The sequence below is a fragment of the Shimazuella alba genome, assembly GCF_009831235.1.
Taxonomy (GTDB): domain Bacteria; phylum Bacillota; class Bacilli; order Thermoactinomycetales; family Thermoactinomycetaceae; genus Shimazuella; species Shimazuella alba.
Map to the genome: position 1 here is coordinate 52,730 of NZ_WUUL01000011.1, position 20,792 is coordinate 73,521.

The following is a 20,792-nucleotide window of genomic DNA, read 5'->3' on the forward strand; positions in this document are numbered from 1 at the left end:
TAGCAAGATGGAAAATAACCCCTGTGGAATGAGGGGTTATTTTTTTTTTGTATATAGAAGAATATGGTTAGGATACCTAGAAGAAAGGGGTCTTGTACGTGGGTAAAAAGAAACATAAAAGTGCATCTTGGGCACTTCTAATAAAGCGTGTCATCTTTATTATACTGGGAGCTACACTGGTAGCATTTAGTTTGGAAATGTTGATGGTTCCTAACAAAGTTATCGATGGTGGTGTGGTTGGTATTTCCATCATGCTGTCTTATCTGACAAATATCAACCTTGGAATATTTTTGTTTGTATTGAATCTTCCTTTTTTTGTGTTTGGCTACAAGCAGATAGGAAAAACATTTACCATTGCAACCATATTAGGTGTTGCAGTTATGTCGATTGGTACCGTGTTATTTGCTCATAATCAACCGATTACGAACGATCCATTGCTTGCAGCCATTTTCGGTGGAATTATCCTCGGTATAGGAATTGGATTGGTACTTCGCTATGGTGGATCATTAGATGGGACAGAAATATTGGCTATATGGATTTCAAGACGAACGCCTTTTTCTATTGGACAAATTGTGATGTTTTTTAATTTGTTTATTTTAGGAAGCGCCGGATTTGTATTTGGCAGTTGGGATCGTGCGATGTACTCCCTCATTGCTTACTATATTGCGTTTAAAATCATCGATCTTACGGTCGAAGGTTTTGATGAAACGAAAGCAGTTTGGATCATAAGTGATCACCACGAAGAGATTTCGGAAGCATTGTTAAAACGACTAGGCAGAGGAGTTACGTTTTTAAATGGCGAGGGTGCCTATACAGGAGATTTGAAAAAAGTTATCTTTTGTGTTGTGACTCGTTTAGAGGAAGCAAAATTAAAAACGATTGTGGAAGAAATTGATACAGAAGCTTTCTTGGCTATTGGAAATATACATGATGTACGCGGAAAACAATTTGCCAAGAACGATATTCATTGATTCGCCTTCATAGACAGGTTGGGTAAGAATGGTCTAAAATGGGACTGAGGCCACAGCAAGACAGAAAGGTAGGCAAACCATGACTACCCAACAACCTTCTTTACAACAATTACACAAATTATTGCTTCGATATCACCGAAGATTAGGACTAGATCAACAACAGTATGTATTGTTACATAGTTGTATACATTTTGATGATATGAATGTGATTGTAGAAGTTACCGGTTTACCAAAAGAACAGATTAAGAAGACATTGATGGAGTTGGCAAACCGGAAAGTAATTGCTTTTACGCCAAATAAAAATATTGACTTGAATCATTTGTATAGTTTATTGACTATGGTAGCGCAAGATGATATTCCGTTCCGTGATGTGCTGATACAAGAGTATATAAATGAGAAAGACAATAACGGTAATCATATTGGGCATGTTGAACTTGTTCCGATGAACAGTGGGATAGCTGTAAGGTTGGGAAATGGTACATTTCTATCTAATTCAAGGTTGAAAGAATTAGCAGAAGAATTCGGATTGTTTGCCGAATCGATACGAGAAGAAGAGATTTGGAAAGTAAATTTACAATTATTATCTCAAATGCAGGATGAAGAAAAGATAGATAAGATCGTACGATCTGGGTAGGAGAAACCACTTTGAAAATAATAGGGATTGATCCTGGGATAGCTATCGTCGGCTATTCCGTTTTAACTCGAAAAGGCAACAAATTGCATCCGATTGATTATGGTAGTATTGAGACTCCTGCTGGAATGCCGACTCCACGTAGATTAAAAGAAGTGTATGATGCGTCCAAGCATTTGTTTCTCCTTCATCAACCTGATGTGGTTGCTATAGAGAAGCTTTTTTTTAATCGAAACGTGACCAATGCGTTTACGGTCAGTGCTGCTCGTGGTGTTATCATGCTGGCTGCGGAAGAGGCAAATATAAAAATCACAGAGTATACACCGTTACAGGTAAAGATGGCTGTGACTGGTTTTGGGAAAGCAGAGAAAAGTCAGGTGCAAAAAATGGTGCAACGACTCTTGCACTTACCCCAAATACCAAAACCAGACGATGTAGCAGATGCATTAGCAATTGCTATATGTGAAGTACATGCAGGGGCTAGATAAGGGAGCGTATAAAAATGATAGAACGATTACGAGGTGAAATCTTTCTGATCGAAAATGATTATGTTGGAATTGATGTGCAAGGTGTTGGGTATCAAGTATATGTAGTGAACCCCTATCAATTTGAAGAAGGGAATTCCGCTGTTGTTTATACCCATCATGTTGTGAGGGAAGATGCAGCACTGCTATACGGTTTTGCCAAGAAAGAAGAAAGAGATTTGTTCCGGTCTTTGCTTGCAGTTTCAGGAGTAGGACCAAAAGCTGCGCTTGGAATATTATCTGCAGGTTCTCCTTCGCAAATTGTCTCTGCTATTCAATCCGAAAATATTACCTTTTTGACTAAGTTGCCCGGGATAGGCAAGAAAACTGCTGCAAGGTTAATTTTAGATTTAAAAGATAAACTAGCGCACTGGCTTCCTGCCTTCGAAGACGCACCAAAAGTACAAGCTCCTGATGATCGTCAAATCGTGATCGACGCGTTAACGGCTCTGGGGTATGATGAAAAAGAAGCAAATCAATTAGTAGAGCAAAGTTTTGTGGAAAACCAATCAGTAGAAGCTTGGATTCGAGCAGCACTTCGTCAAAAGGGAGTGAGATAAGTGGAGGAGCGGATCATTTCCGCTAAATTAGCCATGGAAGAAGAACAGGTAGAATTTAGCCTTCGACCAAGGTTTTTACGCGAGTACATAGGGCAGTCACATGCAAAAGAAAATTTGAAAGTTTTTATTGAGGCAGCAAAACAGCGAGGCGAATCATTGGATCATGTGTTACTTTATGGACCACCTGGTTTAGGGAAAACTACCCTGTCTCACATTATTGCCAATGAGATGGATGCTAATATCCGTACAACATCTGGGCCTGCCATTGAGCGACCTGGGGATTTAGCTGCTATTTTAACCAATTTAGAAGCGAATGATGTATTGTTTATTGATGAAATTCACCGTTTAAATCGTTCTGTGGAAGAAGTATTATATCCAGCGATGGAAGATTTCGCGTTGGATATTATTATTGGAAAAGGTCCAAGTGCAAGAACTGTACGCCTTGATCTTCCTCCTTTTACTTTAGTTGGTGCAACGACTCGTGCTGGGTCACTTTCATCCCCGCTTCGGGATCGATTCGGTGTTGTTAGCAGGCTTGAGTTTTATACAGAAGAAGAGCTTTCTTTGATTTTGTTACGAACAGCAGATTTATTGCAAGTTGGGATGAATCCAGAAGGTGCTCATGAACTAGCGACACGTGCGAGAGGAACCCCCCGCGTTGCCAATCGATTATTAAAACGAGTACGTGATTTTGTACAAGTAGAAGGCGATGGATTTGTCAGTAAAGATGCTGCTATTGGTGCATTGGACCGCATGCAAGTGGATAAAATGGGATTAGACCAATTGGACCATCGTTTTCTCAAGTCGATTCTTACCCATTTTCGAGGCGGGCCTGTTGGTTTAGAGACGATTGCTGCTACGATTGGCGAGGAATCACATACAGTAGAAGATGTAATAGAACCATATTTGATGCAATTGGGCTTCTTGGAACGTACACCACGTGGTAGAATGGTGACTAAACAATGTGCAGATTACTTAGGTATGAAATGGCCTAAGTCTTAAAAACAAGAGGCGGATGCCTCTTTTCTTTTTGGAGTTGATATCGCAATGGATGTATCTCTTTTTGATTATGACCTGCCAAATGAATTGATTGCGCAGACACCAATTGAAGACCGAACTTCTTCCAAATTGATGGTTGTAGGAAAAAAGACTGGTGAACGAAAAGATTCAACTTTCGCAGAACTTCCTTCTTTTTTACAAGCTGGAGATTTACTCATTCTCAATAATAGTCGTGTCAGACACGCACGGCTGCTTGGCATCAAAGAAGAAACAGGAGCGAAAATCGAATTGCTTCTCTTAAAACCACTTGGCTCTGATCGATGGGAAGCACTGGTGAAACCAGCCAAACGTGTAAAGCCAGATACCATTATTTCCTTTGGAGATGGAGAGCTCAAAGCTGTAGCCGAAAACCCCACGGAAATGGCAGGTGGATGGGTGTTTCGATTGGAATATGAAGGAGATGTCGAGACCCTTTTTAGCCGATTAGGCGAAATGCCATTACCTCCGTATATTCGGGAACGTCTAGAAGATGATGAACGTTACCAGACTGTGTACTCTAGGGAAGTTGGTTCTGCTGCTGCACCTACGGCTGGCTTACATTTTACAAAAGAATTATTGGATAAATGCAAAGCAAAAGGGGTAGAAATTGGATACTTGACACTACATGTTGGACTAGGAACCTTTCGTCCTGTGTCAGTCGAAAATGTGGAAAATCATACAATGCATGCGGAATATTATGAGTTGTCAGCAGAAGTTGCCTCACAAATTAAGAAGGCAAAAGACGAAGGTAGAAGGGTTATAGCCGTTGGCACGACTTCTGTTCGTACATTGGAGACAATTGCTAATCAACCTGCAGGTTTTCGCGAGACCAGTGGTTGGACAGATATATTTATTTATCCCGGTTATCGCTTTCAAGTAGTGGATGCCATGATAACCAATTTCCATCTCCCTAAATCCACCTTATTGATGTTAGTCAGTGCATTTAGCACTCGAAATATCATGTTGCAAGCTTATAAAACAGCAGTTGACAAGGGATATCGTTTTTTTAGTTTTGGAGATGCAATGTTTATCCAGTAAATTGGAGGTTGAGCAGAGAAAGCTTTGGTGTATAATGGATATTGTGTATCTCACCAAGAGTTATTTAGAAAGGAACAGGAACATTGGCTGTTCGATACGAATTAATAAAAGTGTGTAAACAATCTGGTGCTAGATTGGGAAAACTACATACTCCACATGGAACCATTGAAACGCCTATTTTCATGCCCGTTGGCACTCAGGCAACCGTGAAAACGATGAGCCCAGAAGAGTTAAAGGGAATGGAAGCACAGATTATCTTAAGTAATACATATCATCTTTTTTTACGTCCAGGACATGAGCTTGTTGCAGAAGCTGGCGGACTTCACACTTTTATGAATTGGGATCGACCCATTCTAACCGATAGTGGAGGTTTTCAAGTTTTTAGTCTGAGTAATTTACGGAAAATCTCAGAAGAAGGAGTAGAGTTTCGCTCACATTTAAATGGCGAAAAGCTATTCTTATCACCAGAAAAAGTGATGGGGATCGAGAACGCACTCGGCGCAGACATTATGATGGCTTTTGATGAGTGTGCTCCTTATCCTGCTGAACGCAAATATGTGGAAGATTCTGTAGCATTGACTTATCGCTGGGCAAAACGCTGTAAAGAAGCACATAAACGACCTGATGTACAAGCACTCTTTGGCATTGTTCAAGGTGGAATGTATGCGGATTTGCGAAAACAGAGTGCTGAACAATTGGTAGAATTGGATTTTCCTGGTTATGGAATTGGCGGACTTAGTGTTGGGGAGCCCAAAGAACTAATGTATGAAACGCTAGAAGTAACTACACCACTTCTACCAGTAAGCAAACCTCGCTATCTCATGGGGGTTGGTTCACCAGATGCACTCATTCAAGGATCGATTCTTGGAGTGGATATGTTTGACTGTGTTCTACCTACCAGAATTGCACGAAATGGTACGACGATGACAAGTGAAGGAAGGCTGGTCATCCGAAATGCAAAGTTTACTCGTGATTTTGGACCATTAGACCCTGCTTGTGATTGTTACACTTGTCGAAATTACTCTCGGGCTTATTTAAGACACCTGATTAAAGCAGATGAAACTTTTGGTTTACGTCTTACCACTTATCACAACTTGTATTTCTTATTGAACTTGATGAAACAAGTAAGACAAGCGATTCGTGAAGATCGTTTGCTCGATTTTCAAAAAGAGTTTATGACTCAGTATTATGGATCACTTCATCCAACAAAAGCATTTTAAGGAGGATACATATGGGCGGAAATAGTAGTATGATGACCATTTTGTACATTGTAGTTATGTTCGGGCTTCTCTATTTTGTTTTGATAAGACCTCAGAATAAACAACGGAAACAACAAGCGCAACTGCTTGCTTCTTTGAAAAAAGGAGATAAGATCGTTACTATTGGTGGATTGCATGGTTCTATCGTGGATCTCGATGAACATCGTGTTACTTTAAAAATTAGTGACACCACTCGAGTAGTTTTTGAACGCGGTGCAATTAAAGGAAAAGTATCAGATAAAGGCGAAGTAGTAGAATCACCAGCAGCGAAAGATGTACCAAAAGACAAGGAAAAGAGATATCTAGAAGGATCAGATGAAGATAAAGCAGTTCAAGAAGAAAAGGTAGAAACGAAATAAAGGAAGTAGTTAAAAGGAGCTGAGCCTGCATCTCAGCTCCTTTTTCTGTATAGAATTATCTCGCTGTATTTACCCCAAAAATCCCACCTAAAGCCCCTATTCCAAATGCAAATATCCCAAAAACAAGTGGATCAACTCGCAACCCAGTATCAAATGCGAGGAAGGCGATCAACCAAATGAATAAGGTATAAACAATTCCTTGAAGCCCACCATAGTACCAGCCTTTTTTGCCGGATCTTTTTCCAGATATAAAACCTGCTGACAACAAAGAGATTGCATTTATACAGAAAGTAATGGTAGGTAAACTGCTCGTTTCCAAACTGCTAAAGCGAAGAAAAAGAGCTGTAATCAGGGATAGTCCGAGTATAAAAGCCCATAAAATTATCTGTCCAGCTACCATGGGTGAATTCCACCCAAAGCGAAAAGTCTCTTTCAACATGTCCGAACCTCCTAGGTATTCTTGGTACAACCTATGGGATGAGAGCAATTTTTATGACTCTTTTTTGGAAGTGTTCTCATAGATTCTTTTTCTAAGGTAAGAATAAAAAAGGATTTAAGCAGAAAGGAGTCTCGTAGATGGGTAGTTTATTACTTCGGACAATCTTTATTTACTTTTTTATGTTACTGATGATGCGATTGATGGGTAAAAGGGAAATAGGGAAGTTATCTGTATTTGATCTGATTGTCTCCTTTATGATTGCTGATCTTTCTGCAATGGTGTTAGAAAATCAAAATGAAGAGCTTATGATAGGTCTTGTTCCCATCATTGCCATTGTGATACTACAAATCATCCTTTCTTTTGTCATGCTAAAAAGCAAAAAAATACGGCATTTAATTGATGGAGAACCTACCATTATTGTCCAGCATGGAAAGATACTAGATAAGGTGATGGCAAAAAGTAGATACAATATGGATGATTTGATGATGCAGCTAAGGGAAAAAAATATTGCCAATGTTAGTGATGTAGAATATGCGATTTTAGAGACTTCAGGTAAATTGAGCGTGTTTCCAAAAATAAAGAAAACACCTGTAACAAAAGAGGATCTAAAAATAAAAAATCTAAAAGCATTTCATCCACCGATCCCAGTTGTATTAGAAGGAAAAATATTAGAAGATGGTTTGGAACAGCTTGGACAAAATCGGTTTTGGTTAAAAAAAGAGCTTCGTAAAAAAGGCTACAAAGATTTGGCTAATATTTTTTATGTTAGTGTGAATTATGAAGGCAAGTTATTTGTGGATGCCAAAGATAAAAAGCATTAATTGGGCAGCACCATCGCAATCCATTTCCCGATATATGGTATTCGGTTTACATCTCCCTTTCGAACCAGACTGAAAAGAAGAAGACATATAAAGTAGACTCCAAAACTACAAATGCTTGTCAGTAAAACTTTTTGAAGCAATGGTGTTCCTTCTTGGTTCACTAAGTAATAAGCGACTGCCCCCATAGTCAGAACAGAGAATGTTAATTTCGATATGGATTTCACATGAAAGGTTATGGGGACAAATTTCAATATGCTAAAAAAATGAAGCCCAGTAACCAATATAATTCCGATATTGACAGCGATTGCTACCCCATCAATACCTAAGGATGGTCTAGATGCCAGTAAAAAAATGAGTGGAATCTTTAAGACGGCTCCTATGATTGAATTACGCATGGCAATATTCGCTTGATCCAATCCTTGTAGAACAGAAGCAAAAGGACCTTGCAAGTAATGTATAAATGAAACAGGAGCGATCAAGTAAATCATATGTGCGATTTCTTTTTTGTGATAGAGTAGTACAGACAAAGGTTCCGCTAGAATAAGAATAAAGACGGTACAAGGAGCACCAATCAATAGAGATAGTCGGATAGCTTGTTGCAGTCGATGCTCAATTAGCCTCGTTTGATTTTGGGCTGCTGCTTCACTTATAGCTGGAACAAGAGAAACGGTTAATGCGTATGTGATGAAAGTTGGAAAGAAGATCAGAGGCATAGCCATTCCTTCCAGTCGTCCGTATAGTGCAGTAGCGACAGATGTGGTGATGCCAGCGATTGCTAGACTATGCGCAACAACAATAGGTTCTAGTGCATATGAAAAGGAACCGATCATTCTGCTTAATGTAACAGGTACAGAAACACGAAGTACTTCTTTTATGCTTCTTAATAGGTGCTTTGGGCGCCGAAACAAAGGTAATGGTATGTATTTTTCATCTCTACGATAACTGATATAGATATAGACCATCCCAACAAATTCTCCCACCACCATACCCACCATCGCACCAGCAGCTGCATAAGCGATGCCAAAAGGTAGTAAATATTGAGCTAGGAAAATAACGGTAAAAATCCGAACCAATTGTTCTATGATTTGTGCAATAGCATAAGGACTCATATTTTGTCGACCTTGAAAATATCCTCGAAAAATAGAAGATATTGCGATGATCGGAATGACTGGTGTTATTGCCAAAAGTGTATAAATCGTTCTACCATCTGTTAACATCACATGAGCTATTTTGGATGCTCCAAAATAGATAGAAATGGCAATGATTACACTGGTGAACATAACGATAAAGATTGATACAATGAGGATTGCAGGAATACGATCTTCCTCACCTCGTGCTTCTGCTTCTGACACTAATTTGGAAATAGCTACTGGGATGCCTGCAGTTGTAATCACAACAGCAAAGATAAGGATAGGGAATACCATTTGGAATAGTCCCATTCCTTCATCTCCAATAATGCGCGACAAGGCAATGCGGTATACAAAGCCTAGTATTTTTGTAATAAAACCAGCACCAACTAGGATGATCGTTCCGTATAGAAAGCCTTGTTTGGACATATTGCCTCTCCTTCTCGTTCACATAATCCTTTGTAAATTTGTATGCCTTGTCCGGTTATTCCATGTCAGAAAGTTATCAATAAGCAGGAAGCGACATCGTTTATGTCGAATTTTTGCCATACTAACAACTAATTGAAAGGGAAGATAGAAAAATGGCAAAATCATTAAGAGCAGTTAGTAGCATCCATAATCGACAAGATGTAGAACTCTTGACCGAAGAGGAATTACGTGGGTGTATTGAGGATTTATGTGATAGTAAAGCAGCTGAATTTAAAATGTATGGCTATGAAGATGTCACAGGAGAACAAATTTGGGCATGTGTTTCTGAAAGCTATCGACGGGGCTGGCCGAGATTAAATCGATTGGTGAATGATATCATGTCTCTAAAAGCTAATCGATTTATGAATTGGCTTATGCTTAGCGTGTACAAAACAGATGAGTAAATTTTTCCATGTGCGACCTATTTACGGTCGCTATTTTGGTAGATTTGGTTAATAAGTTGTTTGTACTTCACTAACATAGTGGCAAAAAGAGTGTTTTTAGTGGCTGGAGAGACTTGCCAATCATTGGCAAGTTTTCTTTGTGAATTTGACAACGTTTATCTGCTGCTGGGATAATGAGAATGTATTTTTATGAATCAACTGTTTTTAAGTGCAGATGAAGGAGTAGAAAGAATGAAAGTAAAGCGCGGTAGAATCGTGATATTTATTGTCCTTACTGTAATTATTCTGGGAACGGTTTTGTCAACAACAGAAACCATTTGGGGAAGGATTACCAAAGGACTTGATTTACAGGGCGGTTTTGAAGTACTCTATCAAGCTGCTCCCAATCAAAAAGTAGATACGGATATCCTAAATCAAACTGCTAGTGCGATTCGAAATCGGATTGATATTCTTGGTGTAACAGAACCAGACATTACAATCGAACCTCCAAATCGCATCCGAGTTCAAATAGCAGGAGTGAAAGATCAGAAGAAAGCTCGTGAAATTATTGGGAAACCTGCCCAATTAACCTTTCGAGATCCTACCGGAAAGAAAGTTCTACTAAAAGGAACTGATTTAAAGCCAGGAAGTGCAAAAGTAGGATATGATCAGTCCAATCAACCTCTTGTAGAGATTCAATTAACAGATGCAAAGAAGTTTGAAAATATTACTCGAACATACATAGGACAGCCAATGCCTATTTATCTGGATGAAAATCAGTTGAGTGCCCCAACCATTGTGCAAGCGATTCCAGGTGGGCGAGCACAGATTAGTGGTCAAGAATCTGCAGAAGCTGCACAAGATTTGGCGAGTCTATTAAATGCTGGTGCGTTGCCCATAAAACTTTCTGAAGTCCAAAGTTATGCAGTAGATGCTAGTTTGGGGGAAGAAGCACTCCGTGACAGCTTGAAAGCTGGTGCATACGCTGTTTTAGCCATTTTTATCTTTTGTATAGGCTATTACCGTTTACCTGGTTTGATTGCAGTTATTACGCTGATTGCATATGGTTATCTTGTTTTATTGGTATTTGATGCTTTGAATATGACACTCACTCTGCCAGGGCTTGCAGCATTTATCTTGGGAATCGGGATAGCAGTAGATGCCAATATCATTATGAATGAACGAATACGAGAAGAATTAAGGCATGGAAAAAGTGTACGTTCTGCTGTGAAAACAGGATCGAGACGCTCTTTTCTCACGATCATTGATGCTCATGTCACCACTATTGTTGCTTCCCTTTTGTTGTTTTATTTTGGTACGGCAGCAGTAAAAGGATTTTCCGTTTCCTTGATTGCAGGCATTGTGGTCAGTTTATTAACCGCAGTTGCTTTATCTCGTATTATGGTTAACTTATTGGTTCAATCTAACCTGATGAACAAACCAAGGTGGTTTAATGTGAAAGAGGATGAGATTAGTGACTTATAATATAGATTTTGTAGGGAAGCGAAAGCTATTTTTTGGTATCTCGGTTCTTCTTATCATAGCTGGAGTTGTTTCTCTATTTGTACAGCAATTAAATCTAGGGATTGACTTTGTCAGTGGTACGCGTTTAGATATTTCAATGGGAAAAGCTGTTAACATTGATCAGTCCAAAAAACTTTTGACAGATTTAGGTTATACAGAGCCAAATGCACGTGTAGGAGGAAAACAGGCAGATGTCCTCATCTTCCGTACTTCTCAAACGATTACTGCTACAAAAGTATCAGCAATTGAAGATGCTTTTAATAAACAATTTGCTACAAAAGTAAATATCCAGTCCCAAGTGGTTGATCCCATTATTGGTCGTGAACTGGCGAGAAATGCGATCATTGCCACTCTACTGGCATGTGTTGCTATTGTGATTTATGTCTCGATACGATTTGAACACCGATTTGCCATCGCAGCAGTTGTCACTTTGTTTTATGATGCTCTGTTTACAATCGGAATCTTTTCGATTTTTCAAATCGAAGTAGATGTTGTATTTATTGCAGCGATACTTACCATTATCGGTTACTCGATTAACGATACCATCGTTATTTTTGACCGTATCCGGGAGAACTTTCAAAAGATGCAACCAAAAAAATGGGATGATCTTGCCAACATGGTCAACGAAAGTATCAGGCAAACATTAGTGCGTTCGTTAAATACGGTTGTTACTGTACTTTTTGCTGCTCTCGCTTTGGTCATTTTAGGAGGGGAAAGTATTCGGAATTTCTCCTTAGCTCTTGTCTTGGGATTGATATCTGGTGCGTACTCTTCTATTTTTATTGCAAGTCAAATTTGGATCGTTTGGACTTGGAAATCGATGCAAAAAAAATTGGAATCTGCAAAAAGAAACTTTGTGTAGTGAAGTAGTATACTTTCTTATCTATTGAGATAAACCGCGTTCTCGCGGTTTTATCCTTTTAGAGAAAGATGAAGGAGAGGAGTAAGGTTTGTGTTACATCCCAAATCTAGATGGGAGTTCGTATCGGTAACAGAAGAAGAGATTAGAAAACTTGCAGGTGAATTATCGATACATCCATTAGTTGCCCGGATTTTAATAGGGAGGGGGCTTAGAGAAAAAGAGGAAGTGAGCCGATTTTTACATCCTTCTCTCGATGACTTACATGATCCATTTCTCCTCCATGATATGTCAAAAGCAGTAGAACGTATTCACTTAGCCATTCAAAATAAAGAGCAAATTCTCATATATGGGGATTATGATGTTGATGGAGTCTCCAGTACTAGCTTGATGTTGCATGTTTTACGCCAACTAGGAGCCAGTGTGGATTACTATATCCCTGATCGTTTTCGTGAAGGATATGGGTTGCATCAAGCAGCTATTCAATCGGCAAAAGATACAGGAATTGACTTGATGGTTACAGTGGACACTGGGATTAGCGCAGTAGAACAAGCGTCTTTTGCGAAATCAATTGGATTGGATCTCATTATTACGGATCATCATGAACCCTCAGCAATTTTGCCAGAAGCCTTAGCTGTGATTAATCCAAAAAAACCGATGTGTAGCTATCCAGATAAACGACTCGCTGGTGTAGGAGTAGCAGCAAAATTGGCTACTGCTTTGTTAGGAGAAATACCATTACCCTGGTTTGATTTAGTAGCACTTGGTACCATTGCTGATTTAGTACCACTTGTAGGTGAAAATCGTATTTTTGCCACATATGGTCTTGCTTGTATGAATCAACGAAAAAATGTTGGTTTAACAGAGCTGATGGCCGTTGCTGGAATTGAGAAAAAAGTAAATGCTGGTCATGTAGGGTTTTCGATTGGACCAAGAATAAATGCAATCGGCAGACTCGCATCCGCAAAAAATGCCGTGGAGCTACTGATAACGGATGATAAAGCAAGTGCAAAATTGTTGGCTGCGGAGCTAAATGAGAAAAATATAGAACGACAAGCCCTAGTGGATACTGCAACAACAGAAGCAATAGCCCAAGTGGAAGCAAATGTGGATCAACATCGAAAAGTGATTGTTGTATATCAAGAGGATTGGAACTTGGGAGTAGTAGGGATTGTTGCTTCTCGGTTAGTAGAAACTTTTTATCGACCAACGATTGTACTGGGAAGAGATGAAAAAACGGGTCTAATGAAAGGATCAGCAAGGAGTATCCGCGGATTTCATCTGCACAAAGCACTTACAGAAGTCGGTTCGCTTTTAACCACATATGGTGGTCACGAAATGGCAGCTGGCATGGCGTTACCCCTCGATAACCTCTCTGCTTTTCGTCAGAAGCTCACCATGCTCGCCGACGAGTGGCTTAGCAGCGAAGATTATATCAAACAGACTATCATAGAAGAAAAAATAGCATTGTCAGAAGCGAATACCACCTTAATGGATTCCTTAGACCAACTTGCCCCTTATGGAATGGGGAACCCTGTACCTTTGTTTCAGATAGAGGAAGCGGAGACGATTAAAGTGGACTGGATGGGGGGACAGTCCAATCATCTCAAGCTGCATTTGCAAGATACTTCAGGTCATAAAATAGAAGCAATCCGCTTTCGATGCAGTGAACTAGCTGATCAAGTAACCGTAGGAGCACCAACACAAATCGTAGGTGAACTACAAGTAAACGAGTGGAACGGAAGAAGAAAAATACAAGTTTTGATTCGTGATCTGGCAATATCTCAATTGCAAATTTTTGATTGGCGTACCAATCGTAAACTGGATAGAGTTGCTGAGTTAGCTGGAAAACCTGTGTTATGTATCTGTTCTGACAAAAAGAGGTATACCAATCTTGAAGATGGTCAATTATTTACATGGGATGAAGCGATACCAAGTGATTTACCATTTGCACACTTGGCGCTTTTAGATGCCCCACCGTCACTGGCTAAATTAAAAGAAATTCTTCATCATTTAGAAGGGATAGAGCGGATCTATGTTTGCTTTGGTGATGAAGATATAACTTATCAACTTCCTGTCGTGCCGAATAGGGAGAAATTTAAACTGTTGTACCAAACTTTGTGGACAAAACGTTCTGCTAAACTCCCTTTGCAAGCTAGCATGGAAGCACTTAGCAGAAGACTTGGTCTTTCCAAAAAAGCAATTCGCTTTTTGATGGATGTTTTTCAAGAGTTACAATTTGTTCAGATCGAAAAGGATCAAATGGAAGTGATTGCTAATCCTGCAAAGCGCGATCTTTCAGAATCCAAAATTTATCAACAAGGAATAAACCAATCAGAAGTATTACAAACTCTTATATACTCCTCTTATCGCGAATTAAGTAAAACAATTAAAGGAGCATAAACACCATGAATTTGAAGGATAACATTCGCGTCATTCCAGACTTCCCTCAACCAGGAATACGCTTTAAAGATATTACTACTTTATTAAAAAATGGACCTGCCTACCAGGCAATGATCAATGAATTTGTAGATATATACAAAGACAAAGAAATTGATTTGATCATTGGTCCAGAAGCACGTGGATTTGTTATTGCAGCACCTTTGGCTTATGCATTGGGGGTAGGATTTATTCCCGTTCGCAAGCCAAAAAAACTGCCACATGAAACAATCGAAGTTACCTATGATTTGGAATATGGAAAAGATTCTTTGGTTATGCATAAAGATGCTATTTTACCAGGGCAAAAAGTCTTGATTGCAGATGATTTATTGGCAACCGGGGGAACTATTGCTGCGACTTTGGAGTTAGCCAAACAACTAGAAGCGGAAATAGTTGGAGCCGCATTTTTGATTGAATTAACATATCTCAATGGCAGAAAAAAACTTGGAGATATGGATATCACAACACTTGTCCAATACTAATAAGAACTTACACAAGCAACAGCTGGATCAATTGAAAAGATTGGCAGTAAAAAGTTGATAACTTTCCGTTATCAGCTTTTGCTTTATTTATGAAATATTGTATGAGATCTTCTGGATGGCTATGTTTTAAACCCTCCAGAAGATCTCTGAAGAAAAGCTGATTACTCCACATGAAGGGTAATCGCCACACCCGCTCCTAGAGCAGCACCGAGTTCATGTTCGAAGTTTTTGAGTGCCCGGACGGACTTTCCTACGGCAACGGAAACTTCTCGAGAATTTTTTCCATACTGTTCGTGTACCTGGAAGAAGTTTTGCATCTCTTTCTCGAGCTGTCGGGCTGCCTGCTTGAGTTTCTTCTGATTGTTGGCAGGCCGTACGGGTGACTCAACGAAAATGCTAAAGTCGAGTTTGGACACCATCACCTCTCGCAAAGCCTTGGCCAAGTCGTCGATGAGTTGCTGAACATTTGAAGGAGGCTCAGTCGAGTTGACAAGTGCATCATAGAGAAGACAAGCACCTTCAGGCACTCCTTCTACAACCTCAGTGAGCTTACCCACGTGAATTCCTTTCCTTTTCGGCATTATTGCCTTATGTATATATTAAAAAACAAACATAGATGTTGCAATAAATAGATCTACATACCTATTAAAAATAGAGGCAGGGTATCTCTTGAGAGATACCCTGTTTTGATCAGGATGGACGCACCAAGTGGTAGATGCGATTATCGACATCTCGTAGCTCTGTCACGCATGTGAAAGGGAGCATGTTCCATTTCGCTTCCCATTTTACAAAGATATCGGCAACATCTGCTTGGAGTTGCTGAAACTTGGAGTTGAGTTCAGGGGGGCATCCAGCTACGATGAATTTTGCAAAGGCTTCAAAAGCAGCATTCAATGCATCTAGTATTTTTTGCACATCAGATGCTTCGCGTAATGTTTGATTAGCAATGGACCAACATTGTTTTTCTAGTTTCAACCTTTGCTTTCGAAGGTTAATAAGTTGGTTTGTGGTTGATCGATAGGACAATGCTCTCCCTGATCACAGAGAACGTGGAATCTATTCATATAAATAGTAGCACAATTGACAACAAATGCCGCTAATAAATTTTGTTTTTGTTCTACATATTAATTCTACATAAAAAGGATGAAGTAGGGAAAAATACAAATAAAGTAAGATATCATTTTATTTTTTACATACTCACATATGAATTGGACAGTGTATAACTTATCCTGGAGGTATTCCTAAATGGCAAAAGTCCTATATATTACAGCAAATCCAAAACCAGTAGCAGAATCATTTAGTTTGCGTACAGGTCAAGCATTCCTAGAAGAATATAAAAAAGCCAGTCCACAAGATGAAGTTGTCCATCTTGACTTGTACAAACTAGATATCCCAATGATAGATGCGGATGTATTCAACGGATGGGGAAAACTTGCAAACGGAAAAGACCTCACTTCCGATGAGAAAGCGAAAGTGGAGCGAATTGCAGAGATCACAGACGAATTTGTTTCGGCAGATAAATATGTATTTGTAACTCCTTTTTGGAACTTTTTCTTCCCGCCAAAATTAAAAGCATATATTGATGCCATTTGTATTGCAGGGAAAACATTCAAATATACGGAGAACGGTTCCGTCGGATTACTTGGTGAAAAACGAGTGGTACACATCCAGGCACGTGGCGGTTTCTATTCAGAAGGACCAACGAAAGAACTCGAGTTTGGAGACCGATACCTGCGTACCGTGTTTGGTTTCTTAGGAGTTACCGATATTCAAACCGTAGTGGCTGAAGGGATGGCTTACGATCCGAGTAAAGCAGAAGGTATTGTTGCCAAAGCAATTGAAAAGGCAAGGGAAGTCGCAAAAAATTTCGCTGGTGAAATGATTCATGTTTGATAATGAATATAAAAAGTACAATCCTTATTGGTTGTACTTTTTTATTTTTGTTGAGATAAGATGAGTAATAGAAGTAGAATAATAAATACAACCATCACAATGAAATCTTGCTCGTTGGAAAATGGATGAAAACGTTCAAAGATTGGTATGTTTATATCAGGAAATCCCCATTCTACACTTTGGAAGTCATCTATTATTTTATTAAAAAAGTCCATTTCATGCTCCCTTCGATAATTTGTTACATATGAAATAATAGTAGAAAAAAGCGTAAGTATTTGCAACTTTCTTTGAGATGGAGCTGAGAATATGATTATTTATTCTAATTTTACCAATACATGCTACAACCAAGATGATTTAGCTAGGAGACAATCTACTTTCACCTCCCCTTTGGAGACAAGAGACCCTTTTGAGCGAGATTATGGGCGAATTGTGCATAGCGCTTCTTTTCGTAGACTTCAAGCGAAAACACAAGTGATCGGATCGGAAGCTGGTGATCTTCATCGGACAAGATTGACACACTCCATGGAGGCGGCGCAAATAGCACGAAGTATTGTTATTTTTCTGAATGCACATGATCCAAAGCTAGGTGAAGATTTTTCACTTGATGTTTCTCTTTTAGAAGCAGCAGCTTTAGCGCATGATCTCGGTCATCCTCCATTTGGTCATCATGGTGAGCAAGCTCTCCATGATTGTATGAATCAATATGGAGGATTTGAAGGAAATGCACAAACCTTTCGGATTCTTTCGCGTATAGAAGGCGATAAGGTTGTAGGATTAAATTTAACTCGTGCATTGCTATATTCTATTGTCAAATATCCGATTATTCTTGATGATGCAATCGGGACGAATACAAATAAATCTATCCCCCCGAAGGCAAATATATATAAAGCGGATGAAGATGCGTTTAACTGGATGATGGAGCCTTTATCAGAAGAAGAAAAAAACTATTATATGGAAACAAAGCAATCCAAACAAGGATTTCAAAAAACGATTCGCAAAGCATGGGAGTGTTCTTTATTAGAATTAGCTGATGACATCGCATACGTTACCCATGATGTAGAAGATGCGATTAATTTGGGTTTTATTCCATCCTCTACGTTATTGCAGTTACTTTCATCTTTTCCGGAGTTTCAAAGGCACTTTTTACGAACGGATCATTTTAAATACGATTTGAAACAACTTATTTCGGCGCTTATTTCCTATTTTGTATTCGGCGTGGAATTGAAAGAAAATGAGCTGAAAACCGAATATCCTCGATTAAAATATCGCGTAGAGCTGTTGCCAGAGAGATTTGAATTATTGCGGCTTCTAAAGAAGTTAGTGATCGATGAGGTAGTATATTCGCAGACAGTACAGACCATGGCTTGGAAAGGACGTTTTGTAATCAAGCAACTGTTTGAGGCTATGATGAATGAAACCAATCTATTGCCAACGAATGACCGCCAATCAATTGCATCAGGTATTGCTACAGCAGATAAAGCAAGAGTTGTCTGTGATTATATAGCTGGGATGACCGATTCTTATGCGATGAAAATATATCAGCAATTATTTGGTAGAGGAGACGGGGCAGGTTTTATTCCACATCTATAGGGCAAAATCCTGCTTGATGAGTTTTATTATAAGATGGTATTATTTAGGAGGTGAAAGGGACAAGTAGAAAGGGTGTTTTCCATGAATGAGTATCATGAAATAATTCATGTTCTCTTAGAAAGTGTAGACCGCCGCTATGAAATGTTAGAAGATCGATATAGTAGCAAGACACGAGAAATCGAAAAGAGAATGGATAAAATTGAAAATCAGTATGAAGAACAATTCTACCGATTAAACCAAGAAATCCGTTATCTACAAGAACGAATTCATGATGTGGAAACCCAACTGTTGTTTATGCAAAACAGCGAAAATTTACCAAAGACTGATCGGAAACGATTTTAAATAGAAAGTTGGAAGTAATGCTTGATCACACGATCAAGCATTATTATTTATAATTCTAATTAGGGTACATATTCATGATAATACGAAATATTCACTCTTAGGTTCATTTATACTAAATATCCATCCGTAAATGTGGATGATTCATAATAAATTTGTTTATACATATTGTTTTTTGTAAACCAGAAATGATAACACTATTATAAACATCTTAAATAAACAAAACTGCTTTATACGCGATTTGCTCAATTGTTTGATAAGAGTTAATATGAAAGAAGTTCCTGTCTTCTCAATCAACCGAGGAGTGTCATGAATCCGATGATCATCGGATCCCTGCTGGTCGTACTGGGAATCGGTATGGCGGTCGTTACCCATGAGAAGAAGGCGATTCTCAGAATCCCTTCCCTCATTGGAGCTTATCTCTCAATGGGAACAGGTGCGATCCTGCTCGTCGTGAACGTCATCAAGGCGGTCTTCTTTTAGTCCGCCGCCAAGGAACATTCTTCGGTGCAGATCTAACAGGGTCTGTGCCGAAGTCATTTATAAGTTATGAACTGGAGTATAGAACGTCTTAAATCAGTTAGCCGTTTGCACATCCTCAAATGCCACAAGCTCATGGCAGTCATCCCTACAAATTACTTGGTAGTACTTAATTTTAATGAGAACAAAGCGGGACGAGTTGCAGCTCGTGCGAGAGGACGGTTAGGTGGCAGACCTGAAAAATTAGGAAAAAAAGAGGGGAGATGATCAAAACACTTGCAGCAAATAAAACACCGATTAAAGATATTGCTGAAATGATGGAGATCTCCCGTACCACTGTTTATCGGTATCTAACAAAATAGAAGTGGCCACTCTACATCTGGATATGTAATTAATCCCCAGAGTGGCCCCTCATTTTCCGAATCGGTTCCGTACCCCTAGCAGACACAGAGTCCATTCTAAAGCAATTCTCAAAAAACACCTCCCATCCCACCTATAAAGCCTTACAGGAGTTGGGGAAGGTTTTGAAAACGATTTTTTTATGCGAATACCTACATCTCGAAGAAGTGCGTATTGAAGTCCTTGCTGGACTAAATGTGGTGGAAAACTGGCATTCAGGCAGTGACTTTATCTTTTATGGAGAAGGGGGAGAAATCCAAAAAAATCAACCTCAGGAGCAGGAAATTGCCATCATCAGCCTCCACTTACTGCAAAATTGCTTGGTCTATATCAATACGCTCAAAATCCAACATGTATTGCAAGAAAAAGAATGGGTGGATCAGATGACGGCAGAAGACTACCAAGCACTTCACTCCTCTTATTTACAACCATATTGATCAATACGGTGAATTCCGTATGGATCTCGATCAGCGATTAGCTTTATTGGCCTAATAAAATGAACCGTTCCTTTTTGGTTGGTTCATTTTCCATTATATGGTTACGTTACCCCTCAGTCGCCGGATGCTGGTTCTACGATACCAATCTGACAGGATATTTTCTGGTATCACGAGGTTTTGCTCCATTAATGGTGCAGCAAGGCCAAGGACACATCATCAATATTTCTGTGAATTATGAAACAATGAAACGTAGAGGATTTATTCCTTATGGCCCATCCCGAGCGGCAACTGGATCGTTATCAATAATTATGGCCGAAGATCTAAAACCTTATGGCATCACCGTAGATCAGCTCCTGCCTGGAAGCATTACAGAGACAGGAATGATTCCAGATCAAGAAGAAATCAGAGCTGAAATTACGCGAAACAGATGAATGTACTCGATCCTTCGATTATGGCGAAGCCAGTCATTTTCCTTTGTTCCGATGATGCACAAGGAATTACCGGCGAGCGTATCGTGGCCGTCGATTTTGATGACTGGATTCAAGCCAGAAGTTCATAGATCGAGCTCTTTTCTTAAATAACAGCAGACTCAATTTTCTTAGTACAGTCAACAATATGGTGCTATCACCAAAAAATACAAAGGATCATACCAATTAGGGGTAGCGGGGAGATACGTGTAAAAATAGGACATAACCAAGGAATATTTACCAATGAACGCAGAAAGCCCAACAA

At 39.3% G+C, this 20,792-nt stretch carries 24 protein-coding genes and 2 pseudogenes; 21 read left to right on the forward strand and 5 right to left on the reverse strand.

What is annotated here, in order from left to right; translation table 11 throughout:
• Nucleotides 1-98 precede the first annotated feature (98 nt).
• The 8 genes from GSM42_RS15300 to yajC all read left to right on the forward strand — a co-directional run bounded on the left by GSM42_RS15300 (nucleotide 99) and on the right by yajC (nucleotide 6,380).
• The gene (locus tag GSM42_RS15300) at nucleotides 99-971 is read left to right on the forward strand and encodes a YitT family protein (RefSeq protein ID WP_338055314.1); all 873 of its coding nucleotides are present in this window, start codon (nucleotides 99-101) and stop codon (nucleotides 969-971) included.
• Nucleotides 972-1,050: 79 nt separating this feature from the next.
• Entirely contained in the window at nucleotides 1,051-1,605 is a 555-nt protein-coding gene (locus tag GSM42_RS15305) for a hypothetical protein (protein WP_160802411.1), read from the forward strand.
• A gap of 11 nt (nucleotides 1,606-1,616) precedes the next feature.
• Complete coding sequence (gene ruvC, locus GSM42_RS15310; protein ID WP_160802412.1) at nucleotides 1,617-2,090, forward strand: crossover junction endodeoxyribonuclease RuvC; 474 nt, start codon at nucleotides 1,617-1,619, stop codon at nucleotides 2,088-2,090.
• A gap of 14 nt (nucleotides 2,091-2,104) precedes the next feature.
• On the forward strand, nucleotides 2,105-2,686 hold the full coding sequence (gene ruvA, locus GSM42_RS15315; RefSeq protein ID WP_160802413.1) for a Holliday junction branch migration protein RuvA: 582 nt from the start codon (nucleotides 2,105-2,107) through the stop codon (nucleotides 2,684-2,686).
• Nucleotides 2,687-3,688, forward strand: coding sequence for a Holliday junction branch migration DNA helicase RuvB (gene ruvB, locus GSM42_RS15320; protein ID WP_160802414.1), 1,002 nt, complete (start codon nucleotides 2,687-2,689; stop codon nucleotides 3,686-3,688). It abuts the gene before it with no gap.
• A gap of 45 nt (nucleotides 3,689-3,733) precedes the next feature.
• Nucleotides 3,734-4,762 (forward strand): tRNA preQ1(34) S-adenosylmethionine ribosyltransferase-isomerase QueA, encoded by a 1,029-nt coding sequence (queA, locus tag GSM42_RS15325; RefSeq protein WP_160802415.1) that lies wholly within the window; start codon nucleotides 3,734-3,736, stop codon nucleotides 4,760-4,762.
• Between the two features lie 83 nt (nucleotides 4,763-4,845).
• Complete coding sequence (gene tgt / locus GSM42_RS15330) at nucleotides 4,846-5,982, forward strand: tRNA guanosine(34) transglycosylase Tgt (protein WP_160802416.1); 1,137 nt, start codon at nucleotides 4,846-4,848, stop codon at nucleotides 5,980-5,982.
• 11 nt (nucleotides 5,983-5,993) lie between these two features.
• Nucleotides 5,994-6,380 (forward strand): preprotein translocase subunit YajC, encoded by a 387-nt coding sequence (gene yajC / locus GSM42_RS15335; RefSeq protein WP_237446646.1) that lies wholly within the window; start codon nucleotides 5,994-5,996, stop codon nucleotides 6,378-6,380.
• 55 nt (nucleotides 6,381-6,435) lie between these two features.
• On the opposite strand, the gene GSM42_RS15340 is transcribed toward yajC, so the two are convergent.
• A complete protein-coding gene (locus tag GSM42_RS15340) occupies nucleotides 6,436-6,819 on the reverse strand; it encodes a TIGR04086 family membrane protein (RefSeq protein WP_237446647.1) in 384 nt (127 codons plus the stop codon).
• Between the two features lie 137 nt (nucleotides 6,820-6,956).
• On the opposite strand from GSM42_RS15340, the gene GSM42_RS15345 reads away from it, so the two are divergent.
• Nucleotides 6,957-7,640, forward strand: coding sequence for a DUF421 domain-containing protein (locus GSM42_RS15345; RefSeq protein ID WP_160802417.1), 684 nt, complete (start codon nucleotides 6,957-6,959; stop codon nucleotides 7,638-7,640).
• Here the strand turns inward: GSM42_RS15345 and spoVB are convergent.
• The gene (gene spoVB, locus GSM42_RS15350; protein WP_160802418.1) at nucleotides 7,637-9,196 is read right to left on the reverse strand and encodes a stage V sporulation protein B; all 1,560 of its coding nucleotides are present in this window, start codon (nucleotides 9,194-9,196) and stop codon (nucleotides 7,637-7,639) included. The genes GSM42_RS15345 and spoVB overlap by 4 nt on opposite strands.
• Nucleotides 9,197-9,348: 152 nt before the next feature.
• On the opposite strand from spoVB, the gene GSM42_RS15355 reads away from it, so the two are divergent.
• The 5 genes from GSM42_RS15355 (at nucleotide 9,349) to GSM42_RS15370 (ending at nucleotide 14,922) form a co-directional block, all read left to right on the forward strand.
• Complete coding sequence (locus tag GSM42_RS15355) at nucleotides 9,349-9,639, forward strand: post-transcriptional regulator (protein ID WP_202404951.1); 291 nt, start codon at nucleotides 9,349-9,351, stop codon at nucleotides 9,637-9,639.
• Nucleotides 9,640-9,828: 189 nt separating this feature from the next.
• Nucleotides 9,829-11,103, forward strand: a complete 1,275-nt coding sequence (gene secD / locus GSM42_RS20405; RefSeq protein ID WP_237446648.1) for a protein translocase subunit SecD — start codon at nucleotides 9,829-9,831, stop codon at nucleotides 11,101-11,103.
• A complete protein-coding gene (gene secF / locus GSM42_RS20410) occupies nucleotides 11,093-12,004 on the forward strand; it encodes a protein translocase subunit SecF (RefSeq protein WP_202404952.1) in 912 nt (303 codons plus the stop codon). Before secD ends, secF begins: the two co-directional genes overlap by 11 nt.
• Before the next feature lie 90 nt (nucleotides 12,005-12,094).
• Nucleotides 12,095-14,404, forward strand: a complete 2,310-nt coding sequence (gene recJ, locus GSM42_RS20735; RefSeq protein WP_160802419.1) for a single-stranded-DNA-specific exonuclease RecJ — start codon at nucleotides 12,095-12,097, stop codon at nucleotides 14,402-14,404.
• 5 nt (nucleotides 14,405-14,409) lie between these two features.
• Complete coding sequence (locus tag GSM42_RS15370) at nucleotides 14,410-14,922, forward strand: adenine phosphoribosyltransferase (protein ID WP_160802420.1); 513 nt, start codon at nucleotides 14,410-14,412, stop codon at nucleotides 14,920-14,922.
• Nucleotides 14,923-15,083: 161 nt separating this feature from the next.
• On the opposite strand, the gene GSM42_RS15375 is transcribed toward GSM42_RS15370, so the two are convergent.
• Together GSM42_RS15375 and GSM42_RS15380 are read right to left on the reverse strand one after the other, a co-directional pair.
• Complete coding sequence (locus GSM42_RS15375; protein WP_160802421.1) at nucleotides 15,084-15,479, reverse strand: hypothetical protein; 396 nt, start codon at nucleotides 15,477-15,479, stop codon at nucleotides 15,084-15,086.
• A gap of 133 nt (nucleotides 15,480-15,612) precedes the next feature.
• Complete coding sequence (locus tag GSM42_RS15380; protein ID WP_160802422.1) at nucleotides 15,613-15,948, reverse strand: hypothetical protein; 336 nt, start codon at nucleotides 15,946-15,948, stop codon at nucleotides 15,613-15,615.
• A 219-nt stretch (nucleotides 15,949-16,167) separates the two neighbouring features.
• Here GSM42_RS15380 and GSM42_RS15385 point away from each other — a divergent pair, with 219 nt between their 5' ends.
• Nucleotides 16,168-16,815, forward strand: coding sequence for an FMN-dependent NADH-azoreductase (locus GSM42_RS15385; protein ID WP_160802423.1), 648 nt, complete (start codon nucleotides 16,168-16,170; stop codon nucleotides 16,813-16,815).
• A 41-nt stretch (nucleotides 16,816-16,856) separates the two neighbouring features.
• Here the strand turns inward: GSM42_RS15385 and GSM42_RS15390 are convergent, their stop codons facing one another.
• Complete coding sequence (locus GSM42_RS15390; RefSeq protein WP_160802424.1) at nucleotides 16,857-17,030, reverse strand: hypothetical protein; 174 nt, start codon at nucleotides 17,028-17,030, stop codon at nucleotides 16,857-16,859.
• Between the two features lie 91 nt (nucleotides 17,031-17,121).
• Between GSM42_RS15390 and GSM42_RS15395 the strand changes: the two genes are divergently transcribed.
• The 6 genes and pseudogenes from GSM42_RS15395 to GSM42_RS15420 all read left to right on the forward strand — a co-directional run bounded on the left by GSM42_RS15395 (nucleotide 17,122) and on the right by GSM42_RS15420 (nucleotide 20,491).
• Entirely contained in the window at nucleotides 17,122-18,405 is a 1,284-nt protein-coding gene (locus GSM42_RS15395) for an anti-phage deoxyguanosine triphosphatase (protein ID WP_160802425.1), read from the forward strand.
• 81 nt (nucleotides 18,406-18,486) lie between these two features.
• Nucleotides 18,487-18,747, forward strand: a complete 261-nt coding sequence (locus GSM42_RS15400) for a hypothetical protein (RefSeq protein ID WP_160802426.1) — start codon at nucleotides 18,487-18,489, stop codon at nucleotides 18,745-18,747.
• Between the two features lie 306 nt (nucleotides 18,748-19,053).
• Entirely contained in the window at nucleotides 19,054-19,227 is a 174-nt protein-coding gene (locus GSM42_RS15405; RefSeq protein ID WP_160802427.1) for a hypothetical protein, read from the forward strand.
• Between the two features lie 183 nt (nucleotides 19,228-19,410).
• Nucleotides 19,411-19,586 (forward strand): annotated as a pseudogene (locus GSM42_RS20745) (helix-turn-helix domain-containing protein); the annotation flags it as partial.
• Nucleotides 19,587-19,664: 78 nt separating this feature from the next.
• A pseudogene (locus GSM42_RS15415) lies at nucleotides 19,665-20,115 on the forward strand (Tn3 family transposase); the annotation flags it as partial.
• 4 nt (nucleotides 20,116-20,119) lie between these two features.
• Nucleotides 20,120-20,491 (forward strand): SDR family NAD(P)-dependent oxidoreductase, encoded by a 372-nt coding sequence (locus GSM42_RS15420; protein WP_237446650.1) that lies wholly within the window; start codon nucleotides 20,120-20,122, stop codon nucleotides 20,489-20,491.
• The last annotated feature ends 301 nt before the right edge of the window (nucleotides 20,492-20,792 follow it).